This is a genomic window from Planctomycetia bacterium (assembly GCA_016795155.1).
Lineage (GTDB): Bacteria > Planctomycetota > Planctomycetia > Gemmatales > HRBIN36 > JAEUIE01.
In genome coordinates, this window is record JAEUIE010000068.1 from 1 (window position 1) to 15,682 (window position 15,682).

At 47.9% G+C, this 15,682-nt stretch carries 11 protein-coding genes; 4 read left to right on the plus strand and 7 right to left on the minus strand.

What is annotated here, in order from left to right; genetic code table 11:
- Positions 1–355: 355 nt before the first annotated feature.
- Positions 356–1,267 (plus strand): HD domain-containing protein, encoded by a 912-nt coding sequence (locus tag JNJ77_21875; protein MBL8825252.1) that lies wholly within the window; start codon positions 356–358, stop codon positions 1,265–1,267.
- A 12-nt stretch (positions 1,268–1,279) separates the two neighbouring features.
- On the opposite strand, the gene JNJ77_21880 is transcribed toward JNJ77_21875, so the two are convergent.
- Positions 1,280–3,904 (minus strand): peptidylprolyl isomerase, encoded by a 2,625-nt coding sequence (locus JNJ77_21880; GenBank protein ID MBL8825253.1) that lies wholly within the window; start codon positions 3,902–3,904, stop codon positions 1,280–1,282.
- A 284-nt stretch (positions 3,905–4,188) separates the two neighbouring features.
- On the opposite strand from JNJ77_21880, the gene JNJ77_21885 reads away from it, so the two are divergent.
- Entirely contained in the window at positions 4,189–4,608 is a 420-nt protein-coding gene (locus JNJ77_21885; GenBank protein ID MBL8825254.1) for a hypothetical protein, read from the plus strand.
- Between the two features lie 10 nt (positions 4,609–4,618).
- Here JNJ77_21885 and JNJ77_21890 read toward each other — a convergent pair whose 3' ends face one another.
- Together JNJ77_21890 and JNJ77_21895 are read right to left on the minus strand one after the other, a co-directional pair.
- Entirely contained in the window at positions 4,619–8,110 is a 3,492-nt protein-coding gene (locus JNJ77_21890; protein ID MBL8825255.1) for a PD40 domain-containing protein, read from the minus strand.
- Positions 8,111–8,235: 125 nt separating this feature from the next.
- The gene (locus JNJ77_21895) at positions 8,236–8,565 is read right to left on the minus strand and encodes a hypothetical protein (GenBank protein ID MBL8825256.1); all 330 of its coding nucleotides are present in this window, start codon (positions 8,563–8,565) and stop codon (positions 8,236–8,238) included.
- Positions 8,566–8,668: 103 nt separating this feature from the next.
- On the opposite strand from JNJ77_21895, the gene JNJ77_21900 reads away from it, so the two are divergent.
- Positions 8,669–10,201, plus strand: coding sequence for a hypothetical protein (locus tag JNJ77_21900; GenBank protein MBL8825257.1), 1,533 nt, complete (start codon positions 8,669–8,671; stop codon positions 10,199–10,201).
- Between the two features lie 5 nt (positions 10,202–10,206).
- Here JNJ77_21900 and JNJ77_21905 read toward each other — a convergent pair whose 3' ends face one another.
- Positions 10,207–10,683, minus strand: a complete 477-nt coding sequence (locus JNJ77_21905; GenBank protein ID MBL8825258.1) for a cupin domain-containing protein — start codon at positions 10,681–10,683, stop codon at positions 10,207–10,209.
- Positions 10,680–11,324, minus strand: coding sequence for a hypothetical protein (locus JNJ77_21910; GenBank protein MBL8825259.1), 645 nt, complete (start codon positions 11,322–11,324; stop codon positions 10,680–10,682). The genes JNJ77_21905 and JNJ77_21910 overlap by 4 nt, the downstream gene beginning before the upstream one ends.
- Before the next feature lie 148 nt (positions 11,325–11,472).
- Here JNJ77_21910 and argS point away from each other — a divergent pair, with 148 nt between their 5' ends.
- Positions 11,473–13,221 carry an arginine--tRNA ligase gene (argS, locus tag JNJ77_21915; GenBank protein ID MBL8825260.1) on the plus strand — a complete coding sequence of 583 codons (1,749 nt, stop codon included), beginning with the start codon at positions 11,473–11,475 and terminating at the stop codon, positions 13,219–13,221.
- On the opposite strand, the gene JNJ77_21920 is transcribed toward argS, so the two are convergent.
- Both JNJ77_21920 and JNJ77_21925 read right to left on the minus strand, forming a co-directional pair.
- A complete protein-coding gene (locus tag JNJ77_21920) occupies positions 13,222–14,094 on the minus strand; it encodes a GGDEF domain-containing protein (GenBank protein ID MBL8825261.1) in 873 nt (290 codons plus the stop codon). It abuts the gene before it with no gap.
- Between the two features lie 549 nt (positions 14,095–14,643).
- A complete protein-coding gene (locus tag JNJ77_21925) occupies positions 14,644–15,657 on the minus strand; it encodes an ATP-dependent Clp protease proteolytic subunit (GenBank protein MBL8825262.1) in 1,014 nt (337 codons plus the stop codon).
- Positions 15,658–15,682: the final 25 nt, after the last annotated feature.

The window sequence follows — 15,682 nt, forward strand, 5'->3', positions numbered from 1 at the left end:
TGGGAACCGGTAACAATGGTTCAATCAATGCCCAGAGTTGATCATCCAAAATCGGTTTGGCCATAGCAGTGCTCCTTGCTCGCCAAACTTATAGCCTGACTGGACGAGAAGCACTAGCTCATTTTGTTAGATGCTCTTAGAATATCCTGGGTTTGACATCACACTCCGTTCTTCTTGTAGTTCCAAAATGTCTAACACCAGGGTACTACTGCCTCTACTTGCTTTGCATGAATTGTTGCCTGGTCAGCCTGCAGAAACCTTTGCCTTGTTTTGCGAAAGGCAACCCGGCAGGACACGTGAGGGGAGGCCGTACTTTAGTTGCAAATTTAAGGACAGGTTTCGGGCAGTTACCTGCATGATCTGGTCCGAAAGCCCTTGGATAGTTGACTGTGAAAAGACCTGGGAATTGGGACAGGCATACCGCTTGACTGTTCAGTACACGCACCATGAAAAATATGGCCCACAAATCGAAATTCTGAAATGGCGGCCGATTCATGCAGATGACAAATACAGTGGTTTCGATCTGGCCAACCTGGTGGACAGTTCCCGGTTTTCCATACCGCAAATGTGGGAAGAGATCAATCAACTGGTCGAAACGGAGATTAGTCAACCGGCATTGAGATTGTTGATACATTCGCTCTATCAAAAGCACTCTGGAGTTTTGCAATCTCTACCAGCCAGTGATGGCAAGTTTTATCCTTTTCGAGGCGGTTGGCTGGAGCATACTCTGTCACTGGTCAAATCCTGTATTGTGTTGTGTCAGCATTATCGACGACAATATGAGGGTGTTGAGCCATCAATCGACCGAGATCTGGTTCTGGCAGGTGCATTCCTGCACGATTTGGGAAGAGTAGCAGAATTCAGCACCGATCCCCTGGGAATACTGATCCAGCCAACAGTTCAAGGCAAGCTGTTCGGTCATGTGACTCTGGGTAGGGATCTGGTACATCAGGCAGCACTTGAGCAAGGCGATGTGCATCCTGCGTTTCTGGAGAGGCTCGAACACGTCATCCTCAGCCATCTGGTACACCCCGAATGGGGCTCGCCACGACTTCCCATGATTCCTGAAGTACTCATTCTCCATCATGCCGATGATCTCGATGCCAAACTCGAAATGTACCTGCGATGTCTCTCACGAGATCAGTCAACGGGGCCGTTTACCGCACGTGATCCGGTCCTGGGAAAGGTACTGCTGAAGCCTGCAGTATCAGACATGGCCGTAAATGAAACGGCCCAGGATAATCTTGGGCCGTCAAAGAAAATGTGAAAGGGGCAAAGGTTAGACCGATTGTGAATACGTCAGAATAAAGTCCGAGTAATTCATATGGCTGCCATTAGCAACCCCCATCATATGAATTCGCTGAGGATCATTGTCTCCAGGTACAAATCCGGTATGTGTTCTTGAGACAGCATTCCTTCCGTATGTCCGCATATGTTCTTTGCCACCATCCGGATTAGCTGCAGCAAAGGAGAAGTAGGCGATAGGCTTGTTTGACGCGATGACATTGGATGGATTGTTCGTCAGGAAGGAATCAGCAGTTCCTCGTGGAATGTAATACACGCCGAAGAATGAGCCGCTTGCCATGGTCAGGGAGCGAGTCTTTTCGCCTGGTTTATCACCTTTGGTAAACAGGGCTTGCCTGCTGAGTAAACTCAACGCAGCTTGTGCGTAGCCAACATCACCGGGTTTCAGAGTTCGGTCCGGGTCACTTGCAATCGGAGCAGGGATCGTACCCTCGGCATCGAGAACCTGGAAGATGCCAATCTCCCCACCCATGGGTCGATATCGGCTATTTAGTGTTGGCAGCATGGCAAACTTGGTTGTTACCGGTAGGCCGTTTCCAGCCAGATCGACAGCCAGGGCTCCAACTGGTTTAATGGCTGGATTTTTACGAATCGAGAAGACCAGGTCATTGTAATCCCGGTCACCACCTTTCCAGGTGTCCTCAAATCCGTAGATAGCACGATTACCAGTGCGTTGCGTAAAATGTTCAGCATGGTAAATACCATCTTTGTTGGCAGCACGGATTGACGAGTATATCTGGCTGCTGGAATTAGCAACTGCTTTGGTGATAGTAGAATCGGCTGACAGGTAGAAAGCCAGTTTCGTACCAGCGGGGAAGGTGAGAGTTTTCGAAACGCGAGTACCACCAGACTGGAATGAGAAGAGTACTTGCCTGTCACTGCTGGCAGCAACCTTTGACCAATAGTTGCTAGCTGATGGGGCAACACCATCTACGCTGCCGGAGAGATCATCCACAACGTAAAGTCCCAACTCGTTCTTGTAGCCTGCGGTAGAGATGATGAAATCAAATCGCAATTCAACCTCTTCACCTGCGTTACCAGGTACGACGTAAATCTGCTGCATCAATGGTGCAAAATTGATCTTGAGGGCTGCACTGGGCAGTGAATCAAACCCATTACTGGATACCACTGCCGTTATGGCATTTTCACCGAGCATCAAGGTGTTGGATGTAAAGGTGTAACGGTAGGTTGCAGAATCGCCATTAACGCTGGTCTGGGTAGCAGTTCCAATCTGGGTACCATTGCGATAGATCTTCACAGTCTGACCGGCAGGGGCTGTCAATTGAATAGTAGGTGTGTCATTGGTGACAGTGTTGCCTGGGTTGACCTCTGTGCTATTAACGATGGAGAGATCTACAGGACTGATCGGATTGTCCGTTACCAGCAGATTGAAGTTCTGTGTGTCAAAATCATCCTGTACAGGGTTGTTGGAATTGCTGGTAACTCCAATCTTGAGATTGAGCAGGCCAGTGAAATCCTGTGCAGGCGTCAAAGTAACACGAGCGGTAGTATTGGTCAGCTTGACGATCGACACGCTGACATCAGCATTGTTGCCTATGACAGAGAAGTTTGCGTTTCGTACGACGAATGTCAGGTCATCGTTTTCCAGGTCAACCGCACTGATATCAAATGTTATCGGCGTATTGGTATTCGTCTGGCGATCAGGAGTAGCGTTAAGGAAGGGACGATCATTAGTGATGACGCCATTGACGCTATCCGCCTGCACAGTCACGTTGACATTTCGCGTCGCGGTTTCATTGCGAGAATTTTTTGCGGTAACGGTGACAGAACCCGTTCCGATGAAACTGCCCAACGAAGAAAGATCTAGAATCGCATACTTATTAGAGTTGATCACCGAGGCATGATTAATAACGACATCTGTGTTGGGCTTACTGTTCGTGACGGGTGTTGTGATGACCTTTTGAAAGATATCAAGACCATCAACGATTTGACCAAAAATGGTATGGTTGAAGTTCAAATGTTGTGGAAAAGATGCTGTACTGGAAGTGTCGGTAATGAAGAACTGGGAATCGTTATCATCATCGCCGGCATTAGCCATGGCAAAGAGGCCAAAACTGTTGAATGTCAGACTGCTGTTGAATTCATCTACAAACTCGGTTCCTGAACCGCCTGTTCCATTGCCGAGTGGATCGCCACCCTGTGCCATAAACCCCGAGATAACTCGATGGAAGATCAGGCCGTTATAAAACCCAGTGTTGACTAACTCGATGATTCGAGCAGTGGTTATCGGTGCTTTATCTTCAAATAACTTGAGCACCAGGTTGCCACTGAAATTGGCACCAGTACTGTCCTTGCCGCTGACATTCATGACGATGAGTCTGCCAGTGGAGATGATGTTCGCATTAATGCTGTTATTGGCGCTGGTGACACTATAGGTTAAAGGCAATCCATTAGAGTCAATAGCTTCCAATGGTATATATGTGTGCTTGCCAACCAGGACTGGTGGGGCAGTGATCGTGCCCAGAGTTACTGTCAAAGCCAGGCGATCTTCGAGCGTTTCCAGACTCAAAGGTCGTTTGGTTATTGAATTGGGAATTGATTTGGAATATCGACGGGTGAAGAAACGGCCCAGACCCATGGAGCGACTCCGTGCGCAAAAGGTGCATATCCATCCACGCATTAGAATCGGCGTGGGTGCAAGCTTAGACGTACCAGATTCGGTTTTGCTCCATGCCAGAACGCTATTTTTTTAACGTTTTTACATATCCTGACGGTAATAGCTTTTACAACTACTCAGACAGGCATGTGCTAATGTCTGAATTGTAGAAAAACCCGAATCATTTTACTGCTACACTTTTCTGTTTTTGCATGAATTATTCAAGCTTCAACACTGAAAGTTCCTTAGCTGCGTGGCGATGGGTCTTGCTGCGCTGGCTACTGCGAATATGTGGACTGGTCGATTGTCTGGCTATTTTTGTGGTATTTCTATCGCCAGAAACCATTACCAAGTTACATAGTTTGATGGGACAAGACCCGTTTCCTCAGACCGTAATTTCATACTATATGGCACGGTCTGTATCACTGATGTATGTTGCTCATGGTGTATTACTGATTTACGTTTCTTTTGATACTCAGCGTTGGTTCGAGTTGATTCGTGTCCTGGCAATTATCTCAGTTTTGCAAGGTCTCATTCTGGTCTATGTTGATATTGCTTCTGGTATGCCCTGGTGGTGGACTCTGGTGGAAGGACCGTTACTGGCATCCTGGGGCGTGGTGGTATTGGTTCTTACTCATCACAAAAAAAGATGCCATGCTGCGAAACAACATGGCATCATTGAATAGAGAATTGAGATTACTTTCGTTCAGTAGCTTTCATCAGCTTGGGTCTGGGGCGAGACTGCCATTCTGCAACATCCTTGCTCAGAACCTCAACCGCTTTCATCAGTTGGATATCCTTGCCCGATGGCATTTCACCAGGGTTAGGCCAGAGTTGATGATCCGGAACACAGCCATTGAGTTCCATATCCTGGCCATCATTCACCAGATACCAGCCTCGGAAAGGCAATCGCAGAAAGCCAACATCCATGATGCTGGTACCACCGGTGCTGATCACGCCTCCAGCAGTTGTCACTCCTACGATTTGCCCCCTCTTTAAGGTCTTGATTGCGTGGCTGAAAATCTCTGCGTTGGAGAAACTGTTCTGGTTGCACATGACTACGATCGGTTTGTTCCAGGATGCATAGATTTTGCGATCTATTGGATAACCAACTTGATTACCACCTCGCGGTACTGTCAGAGCATGAACAGGCTGTGTTAATGCCGTCAGCAAATGATCAGCGGTCGAACCACCACCATTATCGCGCACGTCAATAATCAAGCCATCCTTGCCATGACCAGCGGAGTATAACTCTTCCTGGAATTTCCAGAAAGTAGGCATGCTCATACCGCTGATGTGCAGGTACCCAAGCTTGCCATGGGATGCTTTCTCCACCATGGCACGGTTATCCTGCAGCCATTTTTCGTAAAGCAGGTTGCGGGTTGCAGCAACACCGATGGGACGAATCTTGACGGATCGTTCCTCGCCGTTTGTATTCTTTACCTGCAACTGAACATCAGTATTGGGAGCCAATGTCAAGACTTCCGACAGATCGGTAGAAGGATCAACTTTGGTTCCATTGATAGAGAGTATGATCTCATCTTTCTGGATTCTGCTTTTCTTCAGATCAGCAGGTCCCTTCGGAAGTACATCACGGACTTTCAAACCAGGCCCCGGATAGTTCTGATCAAAGCGAACGCCTAAATGAACCGTCTGCATCCGCCAGTTGCCAGCCTGTTCGGTTGGCTCATTGCCCGGAGGCGTTCCGGGTGCTGGTGGAGTCGTGCGTCCTGCCATGAATCCAAGGTGAGACCCATTCAGTTCACCCAGCATCAAATTGATAACAGTTCCCAGAGTTTCAACATCGACCACTTCCTTGGCCATGCCGATGTATTTCTGCCTTATGGCATTCCAGTCATTACCGCCGAGGTTACCGTCGTAGAAATTGTCGCGCATCGTTCGCCAGGCGAGATCGAAAGCAGCTGCATATTTCTCAGGCAGGTTGACCGTCTGCATCGCTGTAAAACGATAATTAGTGGGTGTAGCTCCCGTCATACCAATGACAGCAACCGAAGGCACACCGGCGATGTTACCAACGATCTGAGAACTTCGTATCCAGCGAGGCTGGCTGATACTGGGCAGATTGATGGATTTGGGAGTCAGGCTGTCTGGGAATTCAACCGTATGAATACTGGTAGTACCTGCCGTAGTTGCACTGAATGCCAGCTTTTTACCATCCGGTGACCAGAACAGATTCCCTTCAGTTGAATTCGGAATGGATATTCGATGCAGGCGATCCTGCAAGCCATCGAAATCAATTTCAACTTTGGTGATTCGTAATGGGCGAATCGGTGAATCGTCAGTAGCAGGGGTGCTACCTTCCGTTGCACCTGATGCAGGAGCACCTGTAGGTGGTCCACCTCCGCCTGGACGTCGGCGGGGAGGTTGTTCAGAAGATTCTTTCTTATTCGCAGGGTCTGGTTGAGTCTTGGCTGGTGGTTCTTTGCCTGGATCCTTTGCTGGTTCTGTGGTCTTTTGTGGAGCACCTGAAGTTCCGCCGGGTGCTCTTCTTGCCCGGTTGAGTTTCTCCAGTGCTTTTTCCATAGTTCGGTCGCGTGTTCCCGTTTCTTCAGTCTCCTTGGTGAGAGGGACATAATACACATCGGTTTCATCTATATTTCTTCGACCAGTAAATGCAATCATCTTGCCGTCGGGCGACCAGGTCGGATTGCGGTCTTCAAATGGATGTCGGGAAACATTAAATGCAGGTCTGGATTCATCAACTGGTTTGATGTAGATGTCACTGTTAAAATCATTATCTTCATGAGCGTATACCAGCCACTTGCTGTCAGGCGACCAGTCGTACTGAACACCGCTGAAACCGGAGACGAAGACTTTGGGGTTCTTGCCGTCGGCATCGGCAATAACGAGATTACCTCGGCCTTTACCATACGCGATTTTGGTTCCATCGGGGCTGAATCGGATATTGGATTCTGTTTCGGGATCATTGGTTAACTTCGACATTTTAAACGAAGTATTCTGGAACCAGAATTTGGTTTTATCTGTTCGTTCCACCTGCCAGATGTCGCATTGTCCACCCGTATCGCTGACTACCAGAATCCGATCATTGTCGGGTGAGAAGACGGGATTAGTTTCTTCTTCAGCGCTTTTGGTGATTTGGACAGGTTCACGCAGTTCAGTATCCATGACCCATAAGTCGCCACCGGCTGTGAAAGCAACTTCCAACCCGTCCTGTGAAAATGCAGTGGAAGTTGCACTTGTCAAAGTACGCCGTTGAGTCGTTTCGATGGGCCTGTCTCCAGCATAGGTCAACTGAATTTTTTCGGGTGTTTTTTCTGCACCTGGAGTGTACCGGTACAGATCAAAGAGATGGCGGAAGACGATAGTCTTTCCATCCTTACTGATGCACGGATAAACGATGGCATCCTGTTCGAATCTTGTCAGTTGCGCTTTCTTTCCATCAGCGCTCATCTCCCACAGATTAGGAGCAGCACCCTGGCCAGCCTTGCCTTCAGGGACACCGACAAAATAAAAGCCATTGCCATCGGGCTTCCACATCGGCCAGCGGGCATCCCATTCATTGACAATCACGGGGGTGAAGGATTTCTTGTTAAGATCGTACATCCAAATCTGGCTGGCTTGTGTGCCGTGATAACCTTTTCGCCACCACTGGTGTCCTTCGCGTGTGAACAGCAGCTTGCTGCCATCGGGTGACAAGGAGCCGTTGCTGCCGTAATCATCAAAAAGTAGTTTTTCCGGTTCACGCTTGGTAGTGTTGATCAGGAAGAAGCGTTCAGCCCCCCTGCCTGACCAATAGTGGTCGCGTGAGCCCGAAGTGATAACCTGTTTGCCATCGGGGTGCCAGCCCAGGAGGTTGTATCCTGCAGTATGAAAGGTCACTTGTTTGGGAATGCCACCATTCACGGAAACAGTGTAGACCTGATTGCCATTGTCCCGGTCACTGACGAATGCAATGGTTTTCCCATCAGGAGAAAACTTGGGGTCACGATCACGTGCGGGGTGAGTCGTAATCTGCTTGACATTGCCGCCCTTTGAATCGGCTAACCAGATATCGCCATTCCAATCAAACGCGAGCCACTGCCCATCAGGAGAAAGTGCTGGGTTATTCACCAGTCGCAGATTGATTCCTGGTTCAGCTGCCTGAGGTGTTGTTGAAGCCAGTAAAGTTAATGCAAAGGTGAAACCAAGCAGCATGAATCGAAGCATGGAGATATTCCCAAACAAACAGGTTCAATAGGCCTTTTGAAGATTGTGTGCAGATGAAGCCGCAAGATCAAGTAACAGAATGGTGAGACTTTGATGAGATTCGTTTTGCAGTAACGATTGATCAGTTAACGATAACGGGCAATGGATGGATCAATTTCGATAGACCAGGCATCAATCCCTCCATCAAGCGAAAAGAGGTTCTGAAAGCCTTGTTGTTCGAGGAATAAAGCTGCTTGCCAGCTTCGTACGCCGTGATGACAGTAGACCACTATTTCTTGATCACCTTCAGCAACTACTTCATTGAATCGACGTGGCAGTTCGTGCAGTGGAATCAACATACTCTGAGATAAAGCAACAAATTCGTGTTCAACGGGCAATCGAACATCCAGAAGAAATACCTTCTTTGGATCTTTCAGTAGTTCAGCCAATTCTGAAGGCGAAATGGTTCTGGGCATTGTTCGGCGAGAATATGATTTGATGATTTAACGGACTGACCTTGTGTCAATCTGGGAATGTTTTATAAGGCAGGCAGCCCCGGAAGCAAGCGAAAGGGTTGCAATGCGCACTGTAAGTTCCATTCTGTTCATACTGTTGTTGCTACAGAACTCGTATGCGCAAAGTGCTCCCAATCTTGAACTGGCGTTGCCTCCTCAGACCCCGCCACCTGCCATTTCTTTTGATACTCAGCCTGCTCCAGTACAGGTAGTTTCAGGCAGCCAGGAAGCAGTGGCTTCAGGTTCCAAGGTGAGGGTGATCAGACAAACCAGCATACGTAGCGGCCCGAATGATCTCCTTTACAGTTGTGGTACACTAACAGCAGATATGTGGGTTGAGATCCTCGAAATTCCCAGAAATGGAACGGAATACACACCTATTGCTGCTCCGGACAATTGTTACTCACTTATTCCATCCAGCACTATATTTCATGACTGGTTCAAGCCAAAAGACTTGCTCACAAAACCGCAGCATACCAAAAAGCCTGCAGAAACATTGATTGATGGTGAACCAGTTGATGGTAATTACATCTCATCGGGCTACACCTTGCCCAAGGGCAGCATTGTGACAGTTCTCAATGAGAAAACGATCAAAGTTCATGGCCAAGCTGTCAAACACTGTGTCATCCGCACTGGTGGCAAGGAAAAACGTTATGTAAAGACAGCAGATTTGGAGGGGGTAACACCCGCAGCACCACCCGTGAAATTCAGTTTGCCTGACAGTCCACTGCATCAGCCACCACCTCAACAGAACTCGCAAAACATGTGGCCTGGCAACCAACCCGTGGTATCAGCCAATCTGGTATCTGAACAGTTATCTCCCGTTCTGGCAGGTGAAGTGCAGGCTGCAGACCAGGCGTATCATCAGGGCATGCGTACCGGTACATGGGAGGATGCCCGAACAAGATATCAGAGGTTGTTGAACGCGGATGTATTAAGTGTCCGAATTCTGGCGAAGAATCGACTGGAGTTTATCCGTCAGGGACAGATCAATCCCGCCATGTTTACCGTATCGCATTCACCTCGGCAGGGAAGTGTTCCCTATCAGATGAGCAGTAAAGAACCTTGGATACCTGGCGCCGCACCGGCACCAACTCGTATGCCTGCAGTAGCTACTGCTCAGCCTGCACCTGTTAAAGATGTGACTATTCGGTCCACACAGCCTGCAGTCCCGGTACAACAAACCGTACCGGCAAAGCAGCCAGCATACCAGCCAATACAAATTCCAACCTATCAGGATCAGTCAGCAACTCGACAACCAGCCACACAGGTGGTGAAACCAACAGCTGCAACGCCTGCTGCTAACACGCCACCAATACAACCAAAGCAAACTGCTCAACCAGTCAATTCACAGCGGATTCGACAGGTAGGCAAACTGCATCGTGCCATCCAATATTACGGACCGAATCAACTCTATTACCTGACCAACAGTCAGGGCTTTCTGACTCATTATGTGCGTGGAACAGGTAGCATCAGCCAACAATTGCAAAGTTACGTTGGAAAAAACATCGAAGTGACAGGAATTGTGATTCAGGCAAGCATTGATGGTCAAATGAAGCCGCAGATCAATGTAGAACAAGTCAAAGCTCTGCAGTGATGGGATTAAGTCAAGCACTCGATCCAAGGCTGCATTGCAGGATATTTCTGAATCAACGAGGCTTTCTCTGCCAATTCGCAATCAGCAAACTCGAAACCGGGTGCAACCGTGCAGCCCATCAAGGCCCAGCTTCCACCAGGCTCCAGTCGTGCACCTTGCCAGGTTTGCCCGGGAATAACAACCTGACATACTTCATTATCCAGCAGATTGTGTCCCAGGATGTTAATAGTGCTGGTTGCATCAGGATGCAACAACACCAGCTCAACACTATCGCCTGAGTAGAAATGCCAGATTTCATCGCTCTTGAGCCGATGAAAGCGCGAGAATGTGTTAGCGGTCAGCAAATAGTAAATGGCAGTGCAGATATTGCGTTGACCTGTCAGCTCAGCGGCACGGTATGTTTCAATGTAAAACCCACCTTCACCTGGAAGGGGCTTCATTCCCAGATAGTCAATCACTTGTTGTGCAGAGATGGACTTCATCGTAACCAATTGATCCAGGCTAGATAGGCACTGACTACACAAAGTGATACGCCGATCAGTCCGAGTAGGAATTTTATTCCCGGCCGACGCAGTATAGGCATCCAGTATCCAAAGGTACTGTCAAAGAGCCAGGTGATGTTCCACAAGAGATAAAACAGCCAGGATCGATTCGGTTTTATCGATGAGATTGCTGAAACAGTTGGTTCGGGAACAACCTCTTGTGAATAACTACCTTGGATAATTTCGATCTTTGGTCCATTGCCTGGATTTGAAGGCAAGGGTTCGTCTTCCAGCCAGGGGATTTCTTCTGTTCGCAACGTAGGAGTTACTGGTGGTATCTCAATGGACAACGCTGCTTCCGGTTTCGGATCCTGATGTGCAGAAAGCGTTTGTATGACATCCAGCGAAGGAGAACCACTATTATTAGTGGGTAGATCAGTCTGGAGTTCCTCTGGATCATCTTCTGTGATTTTGAGAATGACACGTTGATCTGATTGGCTTTTCTCGGTTGATAGTGAACTATTGATGGGTATTACCGATGGTGCACTACGGGCTGAATCAATGGGCAGTTTCAGCAACTTGTCCAGCAGCTGATCCAGTTCATCAATCTGTTCATTCAGTCCCGTGGCCCGGCTTGGCACCCTGGCTCCTCCATGAGTTGCATGACTTTAGCACAGGTTGAAAAAGACGGAAAGGTCGAGATGTTCAATTCAGGGAACCATCATGCCAATCAGGTTGTCTGGCATATGCTGATAGTCTCAACCGATTTCAAAACACGTTGTAAGTATCATGAATCTGGCCAAGTTACTTCAGGATCGATTTCAAGCAGCTACCTCCAATTGGAAGGAACAGAATGTTGCCTCCGCGACCATTAAGCCCACCAAGGATCCCAAGTTTGGCGACTATCAGGCCAATGTAGCCATGATCCTGGCTAAACAGCTTGGAAAAAAACCGCAGGAAATGGCGCGTGAAATTATTGCGAAAACCGATGCTTCAGGGTTGGAATCATTAGAAGTAGCTGGGCCTGGCTTCATCAACATTCGATTTTCCAACGAGTTCCTTGCCAGCCAGATTCGGTTGCTTGTGAAGGATAAACGGGTTGGAGTGGAATCTGCGATACATCCCCAGACTTTTGTAGTGGATTACAGTTCGCCTAATGTTGCCAAGCCCATGCATGTCGGGCATTTGCGCAGTTCGATCATTGGTGACAGTCTGGCTCGCTTGCTCCGGTTCATGGGGCACACTGTAATTACCGATAACCATCTGGGTGACTGGGGCACCCAGTTTGGCATGTTAATTTATGGCTGGAAGCATTTCCTGGATGAAGAGTCTCTCAAAAAAGACCCCGTGGATGAGATGGTCAGGCTCTATGTCAAGGTTAGGCAGTTGATCAGTGCAGAGGGTGCTGACGATGAAGACGAAGAGAAAGGGGGTTCAAACGTAGCACAGGCCTGTCGACTAGAGACGGCAAAATTGCATCAAGGCGATGCAGAAAATGTCGCCCTGTGGAATCGCATGATGCCTTGGTGTATTGCAGAGTTGGATCGAGTTTATCGACGATTGGGCATTATGCCTTTTGATCACATACTGGGAGAAAGCTACTACAACTCTGTACTGGCTGAAGTGGTTAGCGATTTAAGAAAGAAAGGACTGGTTCAGGAGAGCAAGGGCGCACAGGTTATCTTTCATGGAGAGAATGAACCACCCAGCATAGTGCAGAAGGGCGATGGAGCATTCACCTACACCACGACAGACCTGGCAACCATTCGCCATCGAGTGAATCACTTTCATGCCAATGTGATTTTGTATGTCGTTGATTTTCGTCAGTCGCTGCACTTCCAGCACCTGTTCGAGATTGCTCGACAGTGGGGTTATACTTCAATCGAATTAGAGCATATCTCGTTCGGCTCAGTTCTGGGACAAGATGGTAAACCGATCAAAACTCGAGAAGGTGGTGCAATTGAACTGGGTGCATTGCTGGAAGAAGCAGTGCAGCGGGCAAGGAAAATTGTGGATGAAAACAGTCCGAATCTTGCAGAAACAGAAAGAGAGCAAATTGCTGAAGCAGTGGGCATCGGTGCAGTGAAGTATGCCGATTTGTCCCAGAATCGAGGCACCGATTACATCTTCAGTTGGGAAAAGATGTTGGCCATGCAGGGCAACACCGGGGCTTACATGCAGTATGCATATGCCCGTATTCGTTCGATTTTCCGCAAAGCAGGGGTTACTTCTGAAAATATTCAAGGAAGCGATGTTTCCATAGTACTTGATACACCTGCAGAACGGAATCTGGCATTAACAGTATTGAGATTTCCAGAAGCCCTGGAGGCTGCGGTAGCAGAATACAAACCGAATGCCATCACCAGTTATCTGTGGGATCTGGCGAGTGCATTCAGTGTGTTTTTTGACAAATGCAGTGTGGTAAAAGCCGAAACGGAAGCATTGAGGCAATCGCGGTTGGCATTATGCGATGTGACTGCCAGAGTTCTCCAGCAGGGATTGCAGCTACTGGGGATCGAAACCATCGAACAGATGTGATTACATCAAGCCATTCATCGGTGATTTTATTGAAGGCATGATTTTGGTTTCACTGGTTGCCTTCTCAGATTCATCCATGGAATCGAGCATGATGGTTTCGTTGACACCGCAATCCGCCACGACTCTATTGCGGCCCAGGTACTTGGCCTGGTAGAGATTGCGATCTGCAATGCGTAACAGTTTTTGAGCTGTGTCCATATCCGGACAAAGTGTCGATACCCCAAAACTGGCTGTCATTGTGATAGACTGATCGCCCAATTGTAGTGGATGTCGTTCAACGTGATCTCTCAATCTATGGCAGAATGCTTCCGCGCCTGCCAGATCGGTATGGGGAAGAATCAGCAGGAATTCTTCTCCGCCAAAGCGCCCGATCAAATCGCTTTCACGCAATTTGGAGCGGAACAGATCGGCAATAGTTTGTAATGCACGGTCACCGGCCAGGTGTCCGAAGGTATCGTTAATGCGTTTGAAATGATCAATGTCAGCCAGCACGATGGAAAGTGACATGTCATAACGCAAGCCACGCGATATCTCTTCTTCCATGCGGGAAACAATGTGCCGGCGATTGAAATAGCCAGTGAGTTCGTCGGTGTGAGAGAGTTTCCAGAGTTGCTGATTGAGCATCTCCAGTTCCTGGTTTCGTTGTCTGAGCAACTCCACGGTGCGTGAAAATTCACGTTCCAGTTGTTTCCGCTGTACTGCATTCTTGATGGAACGATGAAGACAATTGGGATCATGCTGAACTTGATCAAACAGCAGATAATCTGATGCGCCTTCCTGTAATGCATATACCGCTGCTGATTGGTCTTCCTCGCGTGCCAGGATGATAAAAGCCTGTTCTGTCTGAAATCGCTGCAGGTGACGCATACTCATGACAGCTTCCTGGCGTACATGACCATACGGAATAATGCTTTCGAGGATGACAACATCCGGCCTACAGCGTCTGGACAGTTCACTGGCTGAATCCAGATCATTTGCCTCATAGACCTGGCAACGAAACAGGGAAGATCGATGCAGTGAATTGTTAATCAGAGAACGTTCAGCACTGTTTTCACTTACGACTACGATACTGAGATCATCAAGATGGCTGTTCTTCTGTAAGTTTGAAGCCAAAGCCGGTGCTGGGGATTTGTCGAGAGACAATCCTGCTGAGGATTCCAATTGAGCAAAAGGAATAAAACTCGGAGTCGCCAATTCAATCATCTCTTCACGCCTTGTGCTTTCCTCTCAGCCTCTTCGCTGACGAGGTGACTATCCATGTCTAACCGTTATTCTGTAAAAATAGTTCAGATTCAACTAAAAGGGAAATAAAGACTTTAAATATTACCCTGAATAACGATCAATAAGGCTGCGTAGATACAGTGAATTAGGCTAAGTAGGTAGATTCAGTAAGGGTTTACTTGAATTCAGGTACGGCAAGAATTAGGAAATATGAAATACAGAACTCTTCATTTTCCCACCCGTCATTTCACACTTGCGCCAGCTGCTGTTATCGTTGAGTGGCAACCAGCGACGATCCTGTTCACGAAAGAACATGTCTTTATCCTGCTGGTAGTAGAGTTGCAGTCCATCCACTTCGATTATGTTTAGGATTTCATTGGTATGGTAACGTGTCTGGTCATAATCGGTTAATGCTCGCTGCCCCATTTCCGAATAGAACTCGTTTAACATGAGTAGCAAATGGTGGAGTGAGTTATCCAACTCTGTTGCATGAAGTCCAATTTCTTGTGCTGTTTTCAAAATGATGGGATATGAATGACTTGGGTAGCCCGAATTGAGTTTCTGAGCAATGGTGGATATCTTTATTTTGTCTTTCAAATGGTAAGCAAGAATTTCTTCACACAACATGATGGAAAGCGATTCGGCACGATCAACTGCTCCAATGACTAGCGGGTGAACATACTGATACAGATACTGGTAAGGATTGCTCCCTTCCTTGTCCTTTTGTTCTCGCCAGGATCGAATGACTCGTGTCAACTCATCCAGGCTGACACTCACCAGGCTGTTATCACGATCAATGGGTGAAAGTGCATGAGTTAAGGATGTGTCGACTGCAGTGAGATAGGCCATCGGACCCATGCGAATTTCATCAGCGCCGATAGCCAGCATGGTCGCTGCTGAGGCACATTCCAGCGGCACCAGTGCTATGATCTTTTTGCAGTATTGCCGGAGCATGTTGACAATACGCAAAGATGATTTGCCATTACCACCATCCGACTTGATGAAAAGGTAAAGAGTTTCTGTCTTTTTGACTTTCTGAAGCATTTCATAAATAGCAATGACATCATTGCCACAGATGGAGCCGTTATTGCCATTCCAGTAGCTGACGAATACGCCATCAATGATCTTGCTGATCTGCTTGATGACATTCTGAGTCTTGGGGAACAACACAGGAGGTTGTTTCAGTGCAATGGCTGAGGCTTTGTTTGATTTCATCTTCAGGCTCGTAATTTAGATTGAT